The sequence below is a fragment of the Anaeromusa acidaminophila DSM 3853 genome (assembly GCF_000374545.1).
Classification (GTDB): Bacteria; Bacillota; Negativicutes; order Anaeromusales; family Anaeromusaceae; genus Anaeromusa; species Anaeromusa acidaminophila.
The window spans coordinates 53,335-73,622 of the sequence record NZ_KB894585.1 but is presented as its reverse complement, the minus strand read 5'-3'; the positions used below and the strand labels follow the sequence as shown (position 1 = coordinate 73,622).

At 52.3% G+C, this 20,288-nt stretch carries 17 protein-coding genes; 1 reads left to right on the top strand and 16 read right to left on the bottom strand.

What is annotated here, in order from left to right; genetic code table 11:
* Positions 1–20: 20 nt before the first annotated feature.
* The 11 genes from gpmI to C508_RS0103850 all read right to left on the bottom strand — a co-directional run bounded on the left by gpmI (position 21) and on the right by C508_RS0103850 (position 14,471).
* On the bottom strand, positions 21–1,562 hold the full coding sequence (gene gpmI, locus C508_RS0103900; protein WP_018702238.1) for a 2,3-bisphosphoglycerate-independent phosphoglycerate mutase: 1,542 nt from the start codon (positions 1,560–1,562) through the stop codon (positions 21–23).
* 88 nt (positions 1,563–1,650) lie between these two features.
* Positions 1,651–2,397 carry a triose-phosphate isomerase gene (gene tpiA / locus C508_RS0103895; protein WP_018702237.1) on the bottom strand — a complete coding sequence of 249 codons (747 nt, stop codon included), beginning with the start codon at positions 2,395–2,397 and terminating at the stop codon, positions 1,651–1,653.
* A gap of 19 nt (positions 2,398–2,416) precedes the next feature.
* On the bottom strand, positions 2,417–3,598 hold the full coding sequence (locus C508_RS0103890) for a phosphoglycerate kinase (RefSeq protein ID WP_018702236.1): 1,182 nt from the start codon (positions 3,596–3,598) through the stop codon (positions 2,417–2,419).
* Positions 3,599–3,689: 91 nt separating this feature from the next.
* Positions 3,690–4,697 carry a type I glyceraldehyde-3-phosphate dehydrogenase gene (gene gap / locus C508_RS0103885; protein ID WP_018702235.1) on the bottom strand — a complete coding sequence of 336 codons (1,008 nt, stop codon included), beginning with the start codon at positions 4,695–4,697 and terminating at the stop codon, positions 3,690–3,692.
* Positions 4,698–4,770: 73 nt separating this feature from the next.
* Complete coding sequence (pyk, locus tag C508_RS0103880; protein WP_026319343.1) at positions 4,771–6,522, bottom strand: pyruvate kinase; 1,752 nt, start codon at positions 6,520–6,522, stop codon at positions 4,771–4,773.
* 245 nt (positions 6,523–6,767) lie between these two features.
* Positions 6,768–7,973, bottom strand: coding sequence for an anaerobic glycerol-3-phosphate dehydrogenase subunit C (locus C508_RS0103875; protein WP_018702233.1), 1,206 nt, complete (start codon positions 7,971–7,973; stop codon positions 6,768–6,770).
* A gap of 16 nt (positions 7,974–7,989) precedes the next feature.
* A complete protein-coding gene (gene glpB / locus C508_RS0103870) occupies positions 7,990–9,231 on the bottom strand; it encodes an anaerobic glycerol-3-phosphate dehydrogenase subunit GlpB (protein WP_018702232.1) in 1,242 nt (413 codons plus the stop codon).
* Positions 9,221–10,834, bottom strand: coding sequence for an anaerobic glycerol-3-phosphate dehydrogenase subunit GlpA (gene glpA, locus C508_RS0103865; protein WP_018702231.1), 1,614 nt, complete (start codon positions 10,832–10,834; stop codon positions 9,221–9,223). The genes glpB and glpA overlap by 11 nt, the downstream gene beginning before the upstream one ends.
* A 616-nt stretch (positions 10,835–11,450) precedes the next feature.
* Positions 11,451–12,116: a response regulator gene (locus tag C508_RS0103860; protein ID WP_018702230.1), complete on the bottom strand. Its 666-nt coding sequence runs from the start codon at positions 12,114–12,116 to the stop codon at positions 11,451–11,453.
* The gene (locus tag C508_RS17760; protein ID WP_018702229.1) at positions 12,082–13,554 is read right to left on the bottom strand and encodes an ATP-binding protein; all 1,473 of its coding nucleotides are present in this window, start codon (positions 13,552–13,554) and stop codon (positions 12,082–12,084) included. The genes C508_RS0103860 and C508_RS17760 overlap by 35 nt, the downstream gene beginning before the upstream one ends.
* The gene (locus C508_RS0103850) at positions 13,551–14,471 is read right to left on the bottom strand and encodes a substrate-binding domain-containing protein (protein ID WP_018702228.1); all 921 of its coding nucleotides are present in this window, start codon (positions 14,469–14,471) and stop codon (positions 13,551–13,553) included. Before C508_RS0103850 ends, C508_RS17760 begins: the two co-directional genes overlap by 4 nt.
* A gap of 174 nt (positions 14,472–14,645) precedes the next feature.
* Between C508_RS0103850 and C508_RS0103845 the strand changes: the two genes are divergently transcribed.
* Positions 14,646–15,020: a methylglyoxal synthase gene (locus C508_RS0103845; protein ID WP_018702227.1), complete on the top strand. Its 375-nt coding sequence runs from the start codon at positions 14,646–14,648 to the stop codon at positions 15,018–15,020.
* Between the two features lie 82 nt (positions 15,021–15,102).
* On the opposite strand, the gene C508_RS0103840 is transcribed toward C508_RS0103845, so the two are convergent.
* The 5 genes from C508_RS0103840 to hypF all read right to left on the bottom strand — a co-directional run bounded on the left by C508_RS0103840 (position 15,103) and on the right by hypF (position 20,229).
* Positions 15,103–15,420: an ArsR/SmtB family transcription factor gene (locus tag C508_RS0103840; protein ID WP_018702226.1), complete on the bottom strand. Its 318-nt coding sequence runs from the start codon at positions 15,418–15,420 to the stop codon at positions 15,103–15,105.
* 146 nt (positions 15,421–15,566) lie between these two features.
* The gene (hypE, locus tag C508_RS0103835; RefSeq protein WP_018702225.1) at positions 15,567–16,577 is read right to left on the bottom strand and encodes a hydrogenase expression/formation protein HypE; all 1,011 of its coding nucleotides are present in this window, start codon (positions 16,575–16,577) and stop codon (positions 15,567–15,569) included.
* The gene (gene hypD, locus C508_RS0103830) at positions 16,574–17,656 is read right to left on the bottom strand and encodes a hydrogenase formation protein HypD (RefSeq protein WP_018702224.1); all 1,083 of its coding nucleotides are present in this window, start codon (positions 17,654–17,656) and stop codon (positions 16,574–16,576) included. The genes hypE and hypD overlap by 4 nt, the downstream gene beginning before the upstream one ends.
* The gene (locus C508_RS0103825; RefSeq protein WP_018702223.1) at positions 17,640–17,867 is read right to left on the bottom strand and encodes a HypC/HybG/HupF family hydrogenase formation chaperone; all 228 of its coding nucleotides are present in this window, start codon (positions 17,865–17,867) and stop codon (positions 17,640–17,642) included. The genes hypD and C508_RS0103825 overlap by 17 nt, the downstream gene beginning before the upstream one ends.
* 67 nt (positions 17,868–17,934) lie before the next feature.
* Positions 17,935–20,229, bottom strand: coding sequence for a carbamoyltransferase HypF (gene hypF, locus C508_RS0103820; RefSeq protein WP_018702222.1), 2,295 nt, complete (start codon positions 20,227–20,229; stop codon positions 17,935–17,937).
* Between the last annotated feature and the right edge of the window lie 59 nt (positions 20,230–20,288).

Here is a 20,288-nt window from a genome sequence, read left to right as displayed (position 1 = left end):
CTCCTTAATATATAGAAACATTATTTTTGCAGCAAGCTTTGTCCGGTCATTTCCTCAGGCTGCGGCAAGCCTGCCAACGCCAAAATGGTCGGCGCCAGATCGCACAGGCTCCCCGCCTGCAGAGACTGCCCCTTGTGCGCTTCGGATACCAAAATCAGCGGTACTTCATTGGTAGTATGCGCCGTATAAGCCCCGCCTGTCTGCGGATCCACCATCTGTTCCGCATTGCCGTGGTCGGCGGTCACCAAGGTGACGCCGCCCCGTTCCCGCATAGCAGCCGTGATGCGGCCCATGCAAGCATCCACTGTCTCTACCGCCTTAATGGCGGCGTCCAGCTTGCCTGTATGCCCTACCATGTCGCCGTTGGCGTAATTTAAAATAATCAGATCGTATTTAGCGGCTTTGATTTCCTCGACCAGACGATCCGTGACCTCCACCGCGCTCATTTCCGGCTGCAAGTCATACGTAGCCACTTTAGGCGAAGGCACAAGAATGCGCTCTTCTCCTTCAAAAGGCTTCTCTTCGCCGCCGGAAAAGAAAAAGGTTACATGGGCGTATTTTTCTGTTTCCGCAATACGTAATTGCCGGCAGCCGTGTCCGCTGAACACTTCACCCAAGGTCTGCTTCAAATATTGCGGTTTGTATGCCACAGGCACATCCAAGGACTCTTCATATTGGGTCAGCGTGGCAAAAGCGACTTCACCAGCACCGCAGACGCGTTTAAATCCGTCAAAATCCGGATCCACGAATACCCGCGTCAACTGGCGAGCCCGATCAGGACGGAAGTTAAAGAAAATAGCTCCATCGCCTGCTTGAATGCCGCAATCGCCACAACCGGCAATGGCTGTCGGCTGCACAAACTCGTCGGTTTCACCGCGCTCGTAGGCACGTTCAATGGCTTCTTTGACGCTTGGCGCCGCCAAACCGTCGCGGCAAGTCATCGTCCGATACGCTTTTTCCACCCGTTCCCAACGTTTATCGCGATCCATAGCGTAATAACGACCAGAAATCGTGGAAATGCAACCCACTCCATACTCCTGCATTTTAGCCGCCAAAGCGTCCAAATATTGCGGCGCACTGGACGGCGGCACATCGCGCCCGTCCAAGAAGGCGTGAACATAGACTTTTTCTATGCCGCGCTCTTTAGCCATCCGCAGCAGCGCATACACATGGCTTTCGTGGCTGTGTACGCCGCCATCGGAAAGAAGTCCCATCAAGTGCAGCGAAGTTCCTTTAGCCGCGACCTGATCCATGACCTGGCATAGTACGGAGTTTTTAAAAAAGTCGCCATCCCGAATAGCCTTAGTAATACGAGTCAGCTCCTGATACACCACACGGCCTGCGCCAATATTTAAATGGCCTACTTCGGAGTTTCCCATTTGCCCTTCCGGTAAACCGACCGCTTCGCCAGAGCACTTCAGACTTGTTGTAGGATATATCTCCGACAACAGCGTCATATGCGGCGTTTTCGCCTGCACAATGGCGTTATTGGCATCATCTTGGCGCCCCAAGCCCCAGCCATCCAAAATGACCAGCGCTACCGGCGTCTTAAGTTTGGTCACAAAGGTTCCCCCTTTTAAAAAAGGGAGCCCCGGGCGAACGCGTTTTTCGTTTGCTCGCGGTCTCCCTTCACGTCATACAGACTGTCACTTAGAAGTTGACAATACCGCTGAAGCTGTCGGCCTGCAGCGCTGCGCCGCCCACCAGAGCGCCGTCGATATCGCTTTTGCCCATCAGTTCCGCTGCATTGGCCGCTTTCACGCTGCCGCCGTACTGAATACGAACCGCATCAGCTGCTGCAGCGCCAAATACTTCTTTGACAACACTGCGGATATACGCGCAGCCTGCATTGGCGTCTTCCGCTGAAGCAGTACGTCCGGTACCAATCGCCCAAACAGGCTCATAAGCAATAACCGTAGCAGCTGCTTGCTCGGCAGTAAGGCCTTTCATGCCTTCTTTAACCTGACGCTCCAAAACGGCTTCCGTTGTACCGGCTTCGCGTTCTTCCAACAGCTCGCCTACGCAAAAGATAGGAGTCAAGCCATGGTTAAACGCAGCATGCATTTTTTTGTTAACCGTTTCATCGGTTTCCGCAAAATACTGCCGACGCTCCGAATGGCCGAGGATCACGTATTCGCAGCCTGCGTCCTTCAACATGGCCGGAGCAATCTCGCCGGTGAAAGCGCCTTTTTCTTCCCAGTGCATGTTCTGCGCGCCGACGGCAATCTTGGAGCCTTCCAGCGCTTTTTTCACAGTTGCCAGCGAAGTGAATACAGGGCAAACCACTACTTGCGCTTTGGCATTAGCTACCAAAGGCTTAAGGGCTTCCGCCAGCTCCAGCGAAGCTGCTACGGTGTTGTGCATTTTCCAGTTTCCCGCAATAATCGGTGTGCGCATGAGACCATTCTCCTTTTCGTTACTTGTCGGCTAAAGCTGCTACGCCGGGAAGGACTTTACCTTCCAAGAATTCAAGCGAAGCGCCGCCGCCAGTAGAAATATGGGTAATTTCACGGGCCAAGCCCAGTTTTTCCAAAGCTGCGATGGAATCGCCGCCGCCGACAATGCTCTTCGCACCGGAAGCCGCTACCGCTTTAGCTACTGCCTCAGTTCCCTTAGCAAAAACATCCATTTCAAAAACGCCCATCGGTCCGTTCCAAACCACTGTTTTGGCATCCCGAAGCGCTTCCGCATAGGCTTGGCTGGTAACCGGGCCAATATCAAGGGCCATCCAGTCGCCTTCAATGGCGTCAGCTGCCACTACTTTATTGGCTGCATCCGCTGCAAAGCGATCGGCAATGGTGACGTCTACAGGCAGCAACAATTCCTTGCCCGCTGTTTTCGCCTTGGCCATCAGTTCGCGCGCTAACTCAAGCTTATCTTCTTCCACCAACGATTTGCCGGTGGCAAATCCTTTAGCGGCCAAGAAGGTGTTAGCCATGCCGCCACCAATAATTAGGCGGTCCACTTTAGTCAGCAAATTTTCAATAACGCCGATCTTGTCCGAAACCTTCGCCCCGCCGATAATGGCCACAAAAGGCCGCACCGGATCATTGACAGCCTGACCCAAGAAAAGGATTTCCTTTTCCAGCAGGAAACCGGCTACGGTAGGAATATATTTAGTGATCCCTTCCACCGAAGCATGGGCCCGGTGGGAAACGCCGAAGGCGTCGTTGACAGCTACTTCCGCCAAGGAAGCCAGCTGACGCGAAAATTCGGGATCGTTCTTTTCTTCTTCTTTGTGATAGCGCAGATTTTCCAGCAGCAGGATCTGGCCTGGTTTCAGCGCTTGGGCCATAGCAGCCGCTTCTTCGCCCACGCAGTCCGGCGCAAAGAGCACTTCCTTGCCCAAAAGCTCTGACAGACGTTTGGCAACCGGAGCCAGCGTAAATTCCGGCACCGGCGCGCCTTTCGGGCGCCCCAGATGACTGGCCAACACCAGCGCGGCATTTTGCGCCAACAAGTATTCCAGCGTAGGCAGCGTAGCCCGGATGCGGTTATCATTGGTAATGACACCGTCTTTCATCGGCACATTGTAGTCGACACGGACAAATACTTTTTTGCCCATGACTACGATATCTTTGAGGGACTTCTTTTCCATGAACGTATCGCCTCCTCAGGTAAGTTTCATAGGAGAAGGGCCACAAAGTGGCCCTTCCTAGCTAGCACAATACTTGTGGGATTTCTGCTTCTTAGAGACCTTTTTTCGCCATGTAAGCGATCAGGTCAACAACGCGGTTGGAGTAGCCCCACTCGTTGTCATACCAGGAAACCACTTTCACCATGGTGCCTTCCATAACCATCGTGGAAAGAGCATCAACGATGGAGGAATTGGCATTGCCGTTGAAGTCCTTGGAAACCAAGGGCTCATCGCAGTAAGCCAGTACGCCTTTGAGCGGACCTTCCGCAGCTGCCTTCAATGCGGCGTTAACTTCTTCAGCAGTGGTAGCTTTTTCTACGTCCACAACGAGGTCTACTACCGATACGTTCGGAGTAGGCACACGCATAGCAAAACCATTGAGTTTGCCTTTCAATTCCGGCAGAACCAGAGCAACCGCTTTTGCAGCGCCGGTGCTGGTAGGAATGATGGACAGACCGGCAGCGCGAGCGCGGCGCAGGTCCTTATGAGGCAGATCCAGAATGTTCTGGTCGTTAGTGTAAGCGTGAACCGTGGTCATCAAGCCATGTTTGATGCCGAACTTGTCGTTGAGCACCTTGGCGAAAGGAGCCAGGCAGTTGGTGGTGCAAGAAGCGTTGGAAACGATATGATGCTTAGCTGCGTCATACTTATCATCGTTAACGCCCATAACAATGGTCAGATCTTCATTTTTCGCCGGAGCGGAAATGATGACTTTCTTAGCGCCAGCGGTGCGATGCGCTTCGGCTTTGGTAGCGTCGGTGAAACGGCCAGTGGATTCCACAACCACTTCAACGCCGAGATTTTTCCAGGGAAGCTGAGCCGGATCTTTTTCCGCCAGCACTTTGATGGCTTTGCCGTTGACCATGATCTGATCGCCTTCAGCGTGAATATCCATGTCCAGGTTGCCCTGCACGGAGTCATATTTCAGCAAATGCGCCAGTGTTTTGGCATCGGTCAGGTCATTGACAGCGACGATATCCACTGCAGGATTGTTCAGAGCCGCACGAAACACATTGCGTCCAATTCGTCCAAATCCATTAATACCTACTTTTGTTGCCATTGTTCAAATACCCCCTGTTTTTTATCTTTTAGCTATAGTAGCCATATCCTAATCGCACTAGCGCAAATTTACGTTAGCGCGCGTTGGCCTTGCCATGATACACTTGGCCGCGGACCGGGTCGACGGTAATCAGCATGCCCTCAGGCAGGTGCGCGGTCGCTCCTTCTACACCTACAAGAACCGGCATGCCGAAGCTGATGCCCACCACTGCCGCCGGAGAAGTCATACCGCCTTCTTCCGCTACAATGGCCGCTGCTTCAGATGCTCTGGCGGCGATTTCTTCATGGATGCTTTTCACAACCATAATATCGCCTGCTTTGAAGCGAACCAGGTCGGCTGCGGAATTTACCACGCAAACCTTGCCTGTAGCCGCTTTTTGTCCCAAGCCAATGCCGCGGAGCAGCACGTCGCCTACAACATGAACGCGGATCATATTAGTCGTACCGGACATACCTAAAGGCACACCGGCAGTAATAACAATCAAATCACCGGGGTTGACGGCTCCGGACTCTAAAGCGCCCTCTACCGCATTTTCCACCATTTCATCCGTGCCGCAGGAAGCGTTGCCAGGAACCGGCACGACGCCCCAGTACAGCTGCATGCGACGAATGGTCGCCGGGTGCTGGGATACAGCCACAATGGCCGCTTTCGGGCGATATTTCGATACCATCCGCGCCGTGTAACCTTTTTCACTGGACGTAACAATCGCAGCAGCCGACAGCTCCTGCGCAATCTGCACCGTCGCATGGCTGATGGCTTCCGTGGTCACTTGGTTGGCCAAAGCGCCGCGGGAGGTGTAAATCTCCGCATAAGGCAGGGATTTTTCCGTACGCACCGCAATGCGCGCCATAGTTTCTACCGCTTCCACCGGATAGTCGCCGGAAGCCGTTTCGCCGCTGAGCATGATCGCGTCGGTGCCGTCGAAAATAGCATTCGCTACGTCGCTGGCTTCCGCCCGAGTCGGCCGCGGGTTGTTAACCATGGACTCCAGCATCTGCGTAGCCGTAATAACCGGCTTGCCCACGGTATTGCATTTCATAATCAGTTCTTTTTGGATGAGAGGCACGTCTTCTGCAGGAATTTCCACGCCCAAATCGCCGCGAGCGACCATGATGCCGTCGGCAACCTGCAGGATTTCGTCCATGTTACGCACGCCTTCGACATTTTCAATCTTGGCGATAATGTCTACTTCCGCGCCGGCTTCTTCCAATATCTTGCGGATAGCCAAAATGTCAGCCGCCCGCTGAATAAAGGAAGCCGCAATAAAGTCGATGCCTTTGGTCAGTCCGAAGCGAATGTCCGCTACGTCCTGTTCGGAAAGCGGAGGCAGATTCACAGCCACGCCAGGAGCGGCGACGCGCTTGCGATTGCCGATGACGCCGTTATTCTGTACTGTCGTGATGATTTCCGTGCCTTCCACCGCTTCTACTTTCAAACTGACAAGTCCATCAGAAAGAAGAATCGTGTCTCCTGCTTTCACGTCTTGCGGTAAGCCGGGATGATTCACCGTAGCCCGTTCAACCGTACCTTCGATCACTTCCGCCGTAAGCACGAATTTCTGACCGGTCACCAGTTCCACTTTGCCTTCTTTAAACAAGCCTAGCCGCATTTCCGGGCCTTTGGTATCCAGCAAAATGGCTACATTTTTGTTGACGTTGGCCGCCGCTTCCCGAACCCGCGCCATGCGTCCCTGGTGCTCTTCATGCGAACCATGGGAAAAATTGAAACGCGCTACATTCATGCCCGCTTCGAGCATCTTTTCCACAATACCCGGCTGGTCAGTGCTGGGTCCCATGGTACACACGATTTTGGTTTTTTTGAACATATGTCTTTGACCACCCTTTCTTGCTTGCGCAAACAAATTGTTGGCAGGAACCACATATCCCTGCCGCATACTAATGGTATTTCTTGCTGCAAGCCAGGTTTCCCTGCTTTTTCACAAAATATAAACGAAAAAGCCCGGTATTCTATTCACTTACTTTTTATAACTGAAAAAGGAGGAACAGTTATTCTTTTCTTTGTCACTGTTCCTCCTTTTCTTCCCTTAATTCCCTGTATTGCAGTTGTTTCTTACAGCTGGTACGCTTTGCGCAAAATACTGATAGGATGCGCTGTAGCAGCGCCGCTTCCATGACCAATCTGCAGACGGCAAGTGCCACAGTCACAAACTACCGTCTTTACGCCGCTGTCTTTAATGCGCTGAAAAAGTTCCGCGCCCACAGCCATGGATATTTCGTATTTTTCATCCCGGAAGCCATAGTTTCCGGAAATACCGCAACAACCGGCATCGGCTTCTTCGATAGACAAGCCGGGAATTTGCCGCAGCAGCGTCAAAGCCGGCAGGCCAATGCCCTGCACCCGCAGATGGCAAGGAACATGGTACATAAAATGTTCCGCTACCTGCGCGAAGTCGGTTTTCAGCTTACCTTCTGCAGCTCGCTCCGCCAGAAATTCAAAGGCGTCATATAACGATACTGCATTTTGAGCCAAGCCTTCAATCGCAGGGAACAATTCTTGATATTCTTGATTCAGCATCAAGCCGCAGCTGGTGCAGGCCGTCAGGATTTTATAACCTTTAGCCGCCCATTTTGCAATCTCTGCTGCGTTCTTCCGGGCGTTGCTTTCCGCTTCTTCCAAATAACCACCAGTTACCAACGGCGAGCCGCAGCAAACGAATTCTTCCGGTACAATGACTTCAATGCCATTGTGTTGCAGCACGGCCACCAAATCTTTGCCCACCTGAGGCTGATTGTAGTTGATAAAGCAGCCCGGGAAAAAGACGACTTTTTCTTCGCACGGAGTTTGCTTCTGGTTTTTGAACCAGCTTACAAAGCTGGTCGCAGCATACATCGGCATGGGCGCTTTATCGGAAATGCCGATTTGCTTCATCGCCGCTCGGGAAACCGGGTTGTGCATGCCCACATTGGCCAGCGCCGCCCCAAAGGGAATGGCATTGACCATCTTAGCCATATTTTCACCATGCGAAAGCATATGATCCCGCATGCTCTGGGGGTTTTTCTTGTAATAGGCGGCCTTAGCCAGCATGTTCAGCGTAGAAACAGGCACGCCGGACGGGCAAGACAAGTCGCAATTCTTACAGTTTGAACAATACTCCAAAGATGGTTCATAGTCTTCCTCTGAAATGCGGAAGCGCTCCAAAGCCGGCCCCAGCATTTTAGGTCCGCGGAATTTGCGGGTGGCCGCTGTTACAGGACAATGCGCCACACAAGTAGTGCAGGCAATACAATCGTCCGGATTGATCCGATGTTTAGCCATGTCGTTTCCTTCCTCCTCACACCGTCATGCCGGCGCAGTAGCCGCTTGTCAGCGCCACGCCATTGCCTGATTTTTCATAGCTGAAGTCATACCCAGCCAAATTGCGTCCCGCAAAACGCACATTTTCCAGCAATACAGTACCGGCCGCATCGACCGGACGCAGTGTATTGTCTACGGTAACGCCAAACTTGGCAAAGGGCTGACCGCCGGAAGAAAACAGTTCTTGAATACCCCATAGTTCAGACTCTGCCGGCGCCGCCACAGGCAAGCCGAAAATTCGTTCTTGAATAACATTGGGTTCGGCAACCAAGCCGCCGCCATACAAACCGCCGGTAGCCACAATGACTTCCGCCGCTTCATAGCAATGCTCCCGCCCGAAGCCTTGGGTATAGATAGCTGTGCAGCGTCCATTTTTTACATCCGCCCGCACCGCTTCTGCATTGTCTACAACGGTCACGCCCTGCCGTTTGGCATAAGCCAGAAGGGCTTTGCGCAAACGCAAACCAGTCACAGCCGGCGGCATGGAGGAAGTTTCGATAATATGGCAACCTGTTGCTTCCTGCAAGGTTTCAAAAGCATAGTAAGAAGGCTTGGTTCCTAAAACCGGAGGCATAATCAGCGTAGCGCCGCTTTTAACAACTTGGCGCAGCTTGGCGGCGCACTCTTCCAGCCCCGCTTTGCTGTCCAGCCAGCGAGCCATGTCCAGCGCCGTAACGTCGCGGCCATCCTCCACAGACAAGGAAATTTCCACCTGCGTCACTTTGGCATTGGCGCCAAACAGACGTTCCAAGCCCTTGCTGATCAGTTCTGTCGGATAGTCTTTCAAGCCTTTCAGACCTACGACGACAATTTCTTCTGCCTCGCAAAGACGGCTAGCGTCCATCGTCCGCGGCACCAGGCAAGTAGGCTTCAACGTTCCTGCCGCAGTAGGCACCCATTGGTTATGTTCCAAATCGCCCACATAGGCATAGCCTTCTTGCTCGCAAATTTCCTGTAAGAATTTAGCTGCCTGCCTGACGTTCTCCAACCCCAGCTTAGCGTAAGGGTGCGCTTCTTGCGCCTGCGCCACTGCCGCCCCGGGATTCAAAATGGCTTTGCCTGCTTCGGTATAACCGAGAATGTCGACGATTCCGCCGCCGATGACCAAGGTGCCCGCGCCTTTGCTCAAAAGCGTCGTTTTCTTGCCTCGCTGCGCTGCGGCTGCGGCGGCAACCAATCCGGCCATGCCGCTGCCGATTACAATTACATCACTTTTCATGTCCCGGCACTTCTCCTCTCACGTTCAGCGTTCCTTCATAGATGCCGCGCATCAGCTCGGCTTCTTTTACCTGCTTGCCCCATAGCATGGGCCGAATGCCGTTCCAGCGTCCCTGGAGGAAATCATGGAACAAGTCGGCAGGTTCCCGCTCGGGAAACAAACCGGCGGTTTGAATCGCGCCAACGCCGCGCAGACCGCAGAAAGCGCCTTGACAGGTACCCATGCCCATACGCGTCCGGCGACGCACGTCGGTCAATTGATGGCTAGTAGCGTCAGATGCAACATGCTCTACTTCGGCCAAGGTAACCAATTCGCATTCGCAAACCAGTTGGCTCTTCGCCGGATCTTTTTCCATGGCTTCCACCACCGGGGCCAAAGAATCTCCCAGACGATCCGCCGCTAAACGCGAACCAAACGCCGGGAAGGCTTTGCGGGCCCGAGCCATCGTTGCTGCGTCCACATCGGAAACCAATGGTTCAACTGCCGTCCGGCAAGGAGTGGTAACTCCCAAATGAGCGCAAACAAAATCGGTCATTTTTTCCGCCATCAAGCGATAGGTGGTAAACTTGCCGCCTACGATGCTGGCAAAGCCCTGTAATCCCTCTTTGCTGTGGTCCAAGATCGTGAAGTTACGAGAAGCCGCCCGGCCAATGGCTGAAGGATCCGCACTATATAGAGGACGAGTACCGGTGAAGGCGCGCAGCAAGCGATAGCTCCGTACGTCTTCAAACATTTTTTCGCCCACTTCCAACATGGCCAGCACTTCTTCGGCCTTAGGAATGGTATCGTCCGGCAGCTCCGCCGGTGAGGAGGTAGTTCCCAAAATGACGATGGAGCCGTGAGGCACGAAAATGTCAGCATCCCCTGCAGGGCGCAGGCGGTTGACAACGCGATTCGTGAAACGATGGTTGAAAGCAATCAGCGTACCGCGGTCAGGCTGTACATGCACCTTAATGCCTGCCAAAGCAGCCAATTCGCCGACCCAGGAACCGGCGGCGCTTACTAAAAACTCACAGGAAATCTTGCTTTCCTGACCGTTCAAGGTATTGCGTACGGTCACGCCCGTTACTTTGCCGTTGCTCTGTTCTACGCCAACTACTTCGGAATAGGTGTACACACGGCCGCCGTAACGACGCCCGGACTGCACATTCTGCCACACCAAACGAAAGCCATCGATAGCTGAATCAGGCACTTTATAAGCGCTGACCAATTTCCCGGTCAAGTTTGGCTCCAAACGCAGCGCCTCCGCTTTAGAAATCTGCGTCGTTTCAATCCCTGCCGCTGCACAAGCCTCCACCCATTTGTGTTCAAAAGCTTCGTCGTCTTCCGGCAGACGCACAAAGAGTCCTTCTGTTTCTTCTACACAATGTTTCGCTACCGTCCGCAGCAGTTTATTCTCCTCAATGCACTCCCGCGCCGCCTCGGCGTCCTTAACTGCGTAACGGCCGCCGCTGTGCAGCAAGCCATGAAACCGAGAGCTGGTTCCATAAGCCAAGTCTTTTTGTTCCAGCAATACGACATCCACGCCACGCATGGCCAAATCGCGGAAAATCCCAGTGCCTGTGGCACCTCCGCCAATGACTACCACTGTCGCCTGATCCATTGCCTTTCCTCCTCATATCGTAAATTATCAGCCTGCTCGGCCACCATTCCAACTTTGCACTGTCGAATAAAAAAGCCCGAAAAAACCATGTGCATTTCAACAGAAACATGGTGTTTTCGGACTTCTCTTTTCTCCAAATCCAGAGTATGCACTTGTATGGCTATTGTTGCGAATATGCCGATAGGCTTTAAATTTTCCCAATATTTTTATAGTACATCCTGAAGGCATTGTCAAGGCCTCCTCTCACAGTCCTAATGCCCGCAGTTCTCATCACCAACTGCGGGGTTACATCTAAAAATATAGTAAATCCAAGACCTTCGCCTTCTCTAGCTCTGCTAACAACCATACCGAGCAATAAAAATATAAATTTCTCTGTATTGGCGCCTCATCTTTCTTAATTTTAATTTATTTGAATTTTTATTCTTTTCATTCTTTAAAGCATATATATACCTTCCCAAGAAGCCGCTGATGTAATGAACACTCCGTCAAACCGATAATTTTTTTCGTCAGGCGCGAAAGAAAACGAAGGAATAGCGGCGCTATGCCGAGGATTTCTGCCAAAGTCTGGTGGAAAAAGCACCGGTTTGGCGCAAGATGTGAATAAATTAGCGACTTCTTAAATGTCTTTTGTTGACAATAATCCATGTTTCAAAGAATATTCCACAAGCTCGCTTTTTTTACTTAACCCCAATTTTTCCATCAACCGCGTTTTGTAGGTATCCACCGTTTTTACACTTAAAAAAAGCTTAGCTCCGATTTCCGAAAGCGAATAGCCCCTTACGAGCAGCTTTAGAACCTCCCGTTCGCGAACGCTAAGAACCTCATAAGGATCCTGCCCGCTAGGGCGGGGCGCCGCTGTAAAGAGCGAATTCAACAAAGCTTGCGAGTTTTTAGAGCTCAAATAGAACTGTCCTGCCGCTACCGCTTTTAACGCTGCAAACAATTCCGCATCCACCGCCTGTTTTTCCACATAGCCATTGGCGCCAGCCTGCATGACCTCACGGATATACGTTTCATCGCCAAACATCGTCAAAACCAGTATCTTTACATCCATGCCACGGCTGCGAATTTCCTTGATGCATTCCAGCCCCCCCATCTTGGGCATGGACAAGTCAACTACTACCACATCGGTCTCTGTCTTTTCCAATAAGGTCAGCAGCTCCTCTCCGTCCGCCGCCTCGCCAACCACAGAAAAATGAGATTCACTTTCCAGCAACATTTTCAAACCTACACGCAACACGCTATGATCATCCGCCAGAATGATCCGTATGCGATTCTTCATTGACTCCACTTCCTTCCCATAATGCAGGCAACCGCACACAAACCATCGTCCCGCCGCCAGGCTGCGAACGAACCAATAGTCTGCCCCCCAGAAGTTCCACTCGCTCACGCATACCGAATACGCCCATATGGTTATTCTTGCGGGCGTCCTCGAGACGCCCCGGGGCGATCCCCACCCCGTCATCACTGACTTCCAGCGTTAACTCCCCTGCTGTCAATCCCAAAGCCACATCCACCCGAGACGCCTGTGCATGTCTTGCGACATTTGTTAAACTTTCTTGCAACACCCGATATAAGGCCAAACCAGTTTCATCGCTAACTATCAGCTTGTCTTCCGGCGCTCGGAAAGACACCTCTATTCCGACTTGTTCTCCCCAGGCCTGTAAGTACTTAGCCATAGCAGCCACAATGCCGTGATCGTCCAGAATCGGCGGCCGCAAGTCTACGACCATTTGCTTCATATCCTCCAACACGCCGGACACCACATCACGCGCTCCCAGAAGCAGTTCCCGTTGTTTTTCATCCACCGTCTTAGAAAGCAACAGCTTCATGTATACCAGCAAGGAAGTGATCGACTGACCCGTGCTGTCGTGCAATTCCCGGGAAATACGTTTCCGCTCTTCTTCCTGCACGCTAAAGAGTCGTTTAATCAACTCGGCGCGCCGCGCTTCCTTTTCGCGCAACGCATCCAACAGCCGATCATTTTCCGCCTCTTTTTGCTGAAGCGATGTCGCCATGTCATTAAACGCATGCGCCAACTGCCCCATCTCATCAGCCGCTTCAACCTTGGCCCGCGCCGAGTAGTCTCCGCCGCGAATAGCTCGCACCGCACTGAGCAAATGTCCTACAGGACGCATGATGACATGCGCCATTCTCGTAGCCAGAGAAACCGCCACAAGACCGATCAGCAAAGACCACACCAAAAGCTCCCGAATCTTGCGATCCAGCCAAAGCTGCATGTTGCGCTCCGACATGCCTACACGCACAAAGCCGATGTTGGCATTGCTGTCAATGGGAGCTACCACCTCACGCACCGGCCCTTCATTGCTGTCAAACAAATTCACAGAATGATCCGCGCCGTCAGCCAAAAGCTCCGCTGTATTTCCAGGCAGCCCCTCAGGCAGCACGGCCCCAAAAGTATGCGCCACCAGATTTCCGGCATGATCGGCAATAATAATGTAGCGCACATCTTCGGTATTATTTTTTTTCGTATTAATACGCTCATGCAAGGCAAAATAGTTGTCTACTACTACATCATCGGCGCTGAGCGTAGCAATATAAATGGCCGTTTCCAAGCCGCGCTGCTCGATCTGCTTTCCTAAAACATCCGCCGTGAAGCCGCGCACCAGCCAGCCGGAAAAGAGCATGAAAAAAACCAGCATGCTAATGGTAATGCCGTTGATTTTGTAATAAATGCTCAACTGACTCAAACGCTTCATGATAGGCCTCGCATATGATCATACAGCTCCCGCAGCGGTTCGTATTCTTCCGGGCGCGGCGGCACATAGCGATCCGTCTGCAGCGAGCGCATGGCTTCATGAAGCTCTGGATGTTCATGCATGTGCAAAAACACTTGCTGCAGCCTTTGGCGCTGTTCCAAAGGTAAATGCCTATTGACTACCACCGGCCCTGTTGGCGTAGGTGGAAATTGCGCAATCACCTTAACCTGCGCCGCCAAATCCGGATTTTTCTCTTGTGCGTATTCATACACCATGCTGTCCATGCAGGCTCCGTCTACGACGCGATTAGCCACTGCCCAAATTGACTTGTCATGGCTGGAAGTATAAATATAGCGTCGGAAATATTTTTCCGGCCGCTCTTGTCGCTCCCACAAATAGTTTGTCACCATCACATGCCCCGACAGACTCAGCGGGTCCGTAAAGGCAAACACCTTGTCCCTCAAATCCTCCAGGTTTTGATAGGGACTGTCTTTATGCACAATGACTTCTGTACGATAGCGGGAATGTCCTTGCCATTCCACCATCACCAGCATCTCAATCGGGGTAATACCCCTATAAGCCGCATAAGCGCCAGTAGAAAGAAACACCAAATCCACTTGATCGTTCGCCAAAAGCGAGTTGAGTTCTTCATATGTTTTTCGTTGTACCAATACCATGGGCCGCCCCATTTCGCGCGTCACATGGTCCGCCAGTTGTCGATAATACCCTATGGTTTCCTGTGGCGACAATACCGAGGTAATAGCTATACGCAGCGGCTTTTCTTCTGTTGTCACCGCCGGAGCCGCCACCTTCGCTCCTTTGGAAAAATCAATATATCCGGCATATTGAGGCCCGCAACCCGTTAACACGCCGCAAATCACTAAAAGCCAACAACATAAAAGCCCAATCTTTCTCATGCCTACTCCTTGCTCATGCAGTCTTTCTTTTTGCCAGTGTAGTATATTCCGCGAAAAGCGTCAATATTACGCCTATCTCTCTTCTTTACCCAAGCCAGGAAATCCTTTTTAGCCCATTTCTTTCTGCTTTTATTTCTGCTATGCTAGATAAAACATTGAAAATGAGGTGTCGCTATGAAAACCGTCGCTTTAATCGCTCATGACCAGAAAAAACAGCTAATGCTGGATTTTGTCCGCGAACATCTGGCTCTTTTATCTCCTCATTCTTTACTGGCTACAGCTACTACAGGCCGTCGTTTACGCGACGAACTCAATCTGAACGTACACACCTATTTATCCGGCCCCCTGGGAGGCGACCAGCAAATCGGCGCACGCATCGCCGCTGGCGAAGTCGACCTGGTCATCTTCCTGCGCGATCCCTTGACGGCTCAGCCTCACGAACCGGACATTACAGCCCTTTTGCGCGTCTGTGACGTCCACAACGTCCCTGTCGCCACCAATCTGGCAGGCGCTGATCTACTTGTACGCGCAGTCCTGGGAAATCAGTAGTATAAATTGAAGAGTCTTCGTATCTTCATTCTTTTCAGAAGAAAACCCCCGGCAATTTTTGCCGGGGGTTTTGTTTTTTAAGTTACAAATGCTCCAGCAATGTCTGGCTCTGAAAAATCTGCGCCCTCAAAACCTGTCCCACTGTGTCCACAATATCAACTGCAGGAGGATAAACTAAGTTGTAAATCACTTTAGTGCCATTTTTGTGAGACTCAATAATCCCCTGTTTTTTCAGCACACTTAAGTGCTGCGACAGATTTGACTGTTCAATACCGATAGTTTCCACCAAATCACATACGCATTGTTCTTGTTCAGATAATAACTTGAGCACTTTGATCCGCACCGGATGCGCCATCGCCTTAAGGAATTCCGCCGTTAGTCTGGTTACCATTTCATCCATTTTTCTTTCATCCTCCCGAGACTTGCCTTGCCTGCAACTATTTATTTTAAAACCATAAAGAAAATCAGTTTCTTTTGAAAACTTCTTTAACTATATTACGGCATACAGACTAACCAGTCAATATATAAACATGAGAAATATATCATTTAGCAAATTCTTGGCAATTGGTCCCCCTCTAATTGACCCAAAAGTCTCATTCCACCGACCAAGGTCCTGATACCTACTTTTCCTTCCGTTCCTTTCGTCACATACCCTATGCGACAAGCATCCCTTCCGTGCGCATGTTTTTGCAAAACGCCCAAAACCCTTTCGCTGTCTTCTGGCTCTACTAGCAAAAGACATTTCCCCTCATTGGCCATATACAAGGGATCAAAGCCGAGCAAATCACAAGCAGCCTTCACTTCAGGTCGAACAGGCAGCAAGGCTTCTTCCAACTCCATGGATACGCTTCCTTGCACAGCGATTTCCTGCAATGCCGTCGCTAAACCGCCCCTCGTAGGATCCCGCAGTACCGCTACCTGCGGAACTTCAGCCAATACCTCCTGCAGCATAGCCGCCAAAGGAGCGCAATCGCTCCATACTGTTTCCGGCAGTGTCAAACCATGACGTTCCGCCATAACCGCTAAGGCATGGTCTCCCAGAAAGCCACTGATTAAAACATGCTGCCCCGCTCTAACCCGGCGCACCGTCACATCCACCCCATCCGGCACAACCCCAACGCCAGCGGTATTGATGAACAATCCGTCTACTGCGCCTCGCTCCACTACCTTCGTATCCCCTGTAACAATCCAAACTCCCGCTTCTTTGGCCGCCTGCGCCATAGACGCCAGTACACGCCGCAGCGTAGCCAACGGCAGACCTTCTTCCAATACCAAGGCCATACTCAAATACAGCGGTTTAGCGCCGCTAACCGCCAGATCATTTACTGTACCGCATACAGCAAGGCGGCCAATATCGCCGCCAGGAAAAAAGAGCGGCTTTACTACATACGAATCCGTGGTAAAAGCCAGCCGCCCTTCCTGTTGCGGCAAAAAAGCCGCATCATGCATGACATCCAACACTTCGTTGCTGAAATACGGCCGAATCACTTCTTCCACCAAAAGACGGCTTAACCTGCCACCGGCCCCGTGGGCCATGCGAATTTGCTCCTCTTTCACGGCGACCACCTTCCTGCTCCGTATTTATACCAGGCCGCACATACGCCTTCTACCGATACCATGCAAGCGCCAACTGGCTGCAGCGGCGTACAAGTCCTCCCGAACAAAGGACACTGCGGCGGCTGCCTTCGTCCCTTCAGCACCTCTCCGCAACAACAGCCTGAAACTTCCTTGCTTTCCGGCGTCGACAACGGCCAAGCTTGCGCAGCATCCCAGCGCGAAAATTCCTGCCGCACCCGCAAGCCGGACTTCGCCAATACGCCCATACCGCGCCAAGCGGAGTCTGCCGGTTCGTATACCTCTTTTACCATGGACAAGGCTACAAGATTCCCCTCCGGTCTAACCACGCGACGGTAGGCATTTTCCAGCCGAACTTCTCCCTGAGCCGCTTGGCGCACAAGCCGCACAATCGCTTCTAAAATATCCAAGGCTTCAAAACCGGCAACAACTGCCGGAGCCGGCAAATTGGCAAACACTGACGTACCGGTCACTACCGCCACGTGTCCAGGCAGCAATAAACCGTCCACTCGGCTCTCCGGGTCTTGCAACAGCGAAGACAATGCCGGCGGTACTACTTTGTGGGCTGGCAATAGCAGCCAATTTGACAACTGACGGCGAGCCGCCTCTCGAACGCAGGCCGCTGTTAGCGGCGCTGTTGTCTCAAAACCGACACCAAGGAAGATCACTCTTTTTTCAGGAAACCGTTCCGCCAGTTCCAAGCTTTCCAGCGGCGAATATACAGTATGAATATCTGCACCTCGGCTTTTCGCCTCTTCTAAGCTAGAAAAAGATCCTGGCACCCGCAGCATATCGCCAAAGGTGGCAATCAGCGCCCCTGGCTGCTCCGCATAGGCTATGGCGAGATCCATATAAGAAGTCGGCGTAACGCACACAGGGCAACCGGGACCGCTGACCAGCTCAACCGCTTCCGGTAAAAGTTGCCGCAAGCCATGACGGAAAATGGCCACCGTATGGGTGCCGCAAACCTCCATCAACCGCAGCGGCCGTATCGCCAATCGCTCTATTTCCTGTACTGCCGCCGCTGCAACACAGCGTATTTCTTCAGGCGTTTTGAACATGTTCGGCCATCTCCTGCAATAAGCTCCATGTCAACTTTGCCTCTTCTTCATCGATCTGCTGCATGGCAAATCCGGCATGAATCAAGACATAATCCCCAATCTTCGCTTCCGGCAGCAGCATCATGCTTACCTGCCTCCGCACGCCTCCTACATCCACTGTCGCCACCATATCTTCACGCTCTACAATCTGCGCCGGAACTGCCAAACACATAGTTGATTCCTCCCAAACCAAGGATTTGCAAACTTTTCTTATTATAGCATATTGAAAGAGAAAGGAACTAACGAATAAGAGAACCTCGCTGCCTCAAAATAGCCCCGGCCACTACGGCCTGACCGTAAGCCAGGCCGCCGTCGTTGACCGGCAGTTGCACCGGCATATACGCCTTTAAACCTGCCTCCTTCAGTCCTTGCCGCACCTGCTGCTGCAGTAAGGCGTTCTGCCAAACACCGCCTCCCAGCACGACTTGATTCACCTTGTGCTTTTGAGCCAAAAGGCAAGTCATATCCAATACCGCTTGCCCCAACGTCTGGTGAAATGCAGCCGCCAAAGCCGCCGCGTTTTCTCCTTGAAGGTGTTTCTCCAGCAACGAAGCCAGTAAAGGCGCAGCATCCACCTGCCAGGTTTCCTCTTCCGTCCGCAAACGACAGCCTGCTAGCGCTATCCCTGCAGTGCCGTTTCCGGCTGCAAGCTGTTCCAATTCAATGGCCGCCTGCCCCTCATAATGGCTTTCCGGGCATACTTCTAAAATAGCTGACGCCGCATCAAACAAACGCCCGACGCTAGAGGAGTGGGGCGCTGCCAAACCGCTGCATACCGCCTGCATGAGCGTTCGCCATCCCTCCGGGAAAGGCGCTTTGGTCAAAGCTTCCCCACTCCCGAACACTTCTTGCCAAACCCAGGCCGCCAAACGCCAAGGCTGCCGCACCGCCTGTTCCCCTCCCGGCAACGGCCGATAGGAAAAATGCGCCAGCCGTTGAAAATCCTCGTACTGAGCCAGCAAAAATTCACCGCCCCAAAGCTTTCCGTCATCTCCATACCCAGTTCCGTCAAAAACTAAGGCTAACGCAGGTCCTTTCAGACTGTGTTCCGCCATCACCGCTGCCGCATGCGCATGATGATGCTGCACAGGAAAATGCGGCAGTTTGCTCTTTTGCGCATATTGTCCGGTCAAATACGCCGGGTGCGAATCATAAGCTACCGCTTTCGGTTTTATCTTAAAAAGACATTCCAAATGCGCTACAAGCGAAACAAATGAATCATAGGTAGCCTCACTGGCCATATCGCCGATGTGAGGACTCATAAAAGCATAGGCGCCCCGAGTCAGGCAAAACGTATTCTTCAGTTCGCCTCCCGCACTCAAAAGAGACGGCATCTCAAAAGGCAGACGAATCGGCCGCGGCGCATATCCGCGCCCGCGGCGCAACAATTGCACGTCTCCCTGCAACACGCGCGCAACAGAATCATCCACGCCTCGGCAAATCGAGCGATTATGCATTAAGAAAAAATCAGCCAAACCGCCCAAGCAAGCAAGCGCCTCCGTTTCATCCCGCACCATTGGCTCTCCGCTGGCATTGCCGCTAGTCATGACCCAGACACCTGTTTTCTCCAACAACAGCCAATGCACCGGAGCATAGGGCAGCATCACGCCTAAATAATCGTTTCCAGGCGCCACCTCTTCCGCCACAAATTCCCCGTATCTTTTTCGCAGCAACACCACGGGCCGCGCTGGAGAAAGCAGCAGTTTTTCTTCCTGCGGCGACACATAACAGAGCTTACGCACTTGTTCCATTTCGCGGCACATCACCGCTAACGGCTTTTTTTCTCTTCCTTTACGCCGCCGCAATCGGCGCACCGCTTCTTGCTGTTTGGCGTCACAAGCCAAGTGATACCCCCCAATGCCCTTGACCGCTAAAATCGCTCCCTCTTTCACTTTGCGCCGGGCCCCTTGGAAGATATCTTCCCCCGCTTCCAGTAGAAAGTCCGTTCCCGTCGCATCGATCAGTCGATACGCCGGGCCGCAGACGGCGCAGGCGTTGGGCTGCGCATGAAACCGACGATCAGCAGCACTCTCGTACTCTTCTTGACATGCTTGGCACATGAAAAATCCGGCCATCGTCGTCTGCGGCCGGTCATACGGAAGATCCTTGATAATCGTATAGCGTGGCCCGCAATGGGTACAGTTAATAAAAGCGTAACGATACCGTCGATCTGTCGGCTCCAGTAATTCTCTTTGACACTCGGCACAGGTAGCCATATCCGGCGAAACAAGAGTCAGTGTCTCCCCGGCAAGGCTTTGCTTGATAACGAACTTATTTTCCCCTGTCGCTTGCATGACTTGGCATTCTATTCTCTCCACCAAAGCCATCGGCGGCGCTTCCGCCTCTAACCGCTGCATAAACTCTTGCAGCGAAGCGGCCTCCCCCTCAACCTCCGCCAGCACGCCAGCCCCCGTATTGCAAACAAAGCCTGCTAATTGCAGCTCCTGGGCCAGGTTATGAACAAAAGGGCGAAATCCCACTCCCTGCACAATGCCTTCCACCAATACCTGCCAGCGCTCTTTACCATCTTCCATATACGACTGCCTCCAAAACAATAAGAAAAAAGTGACTATCACATAGATAGTCACTTCTC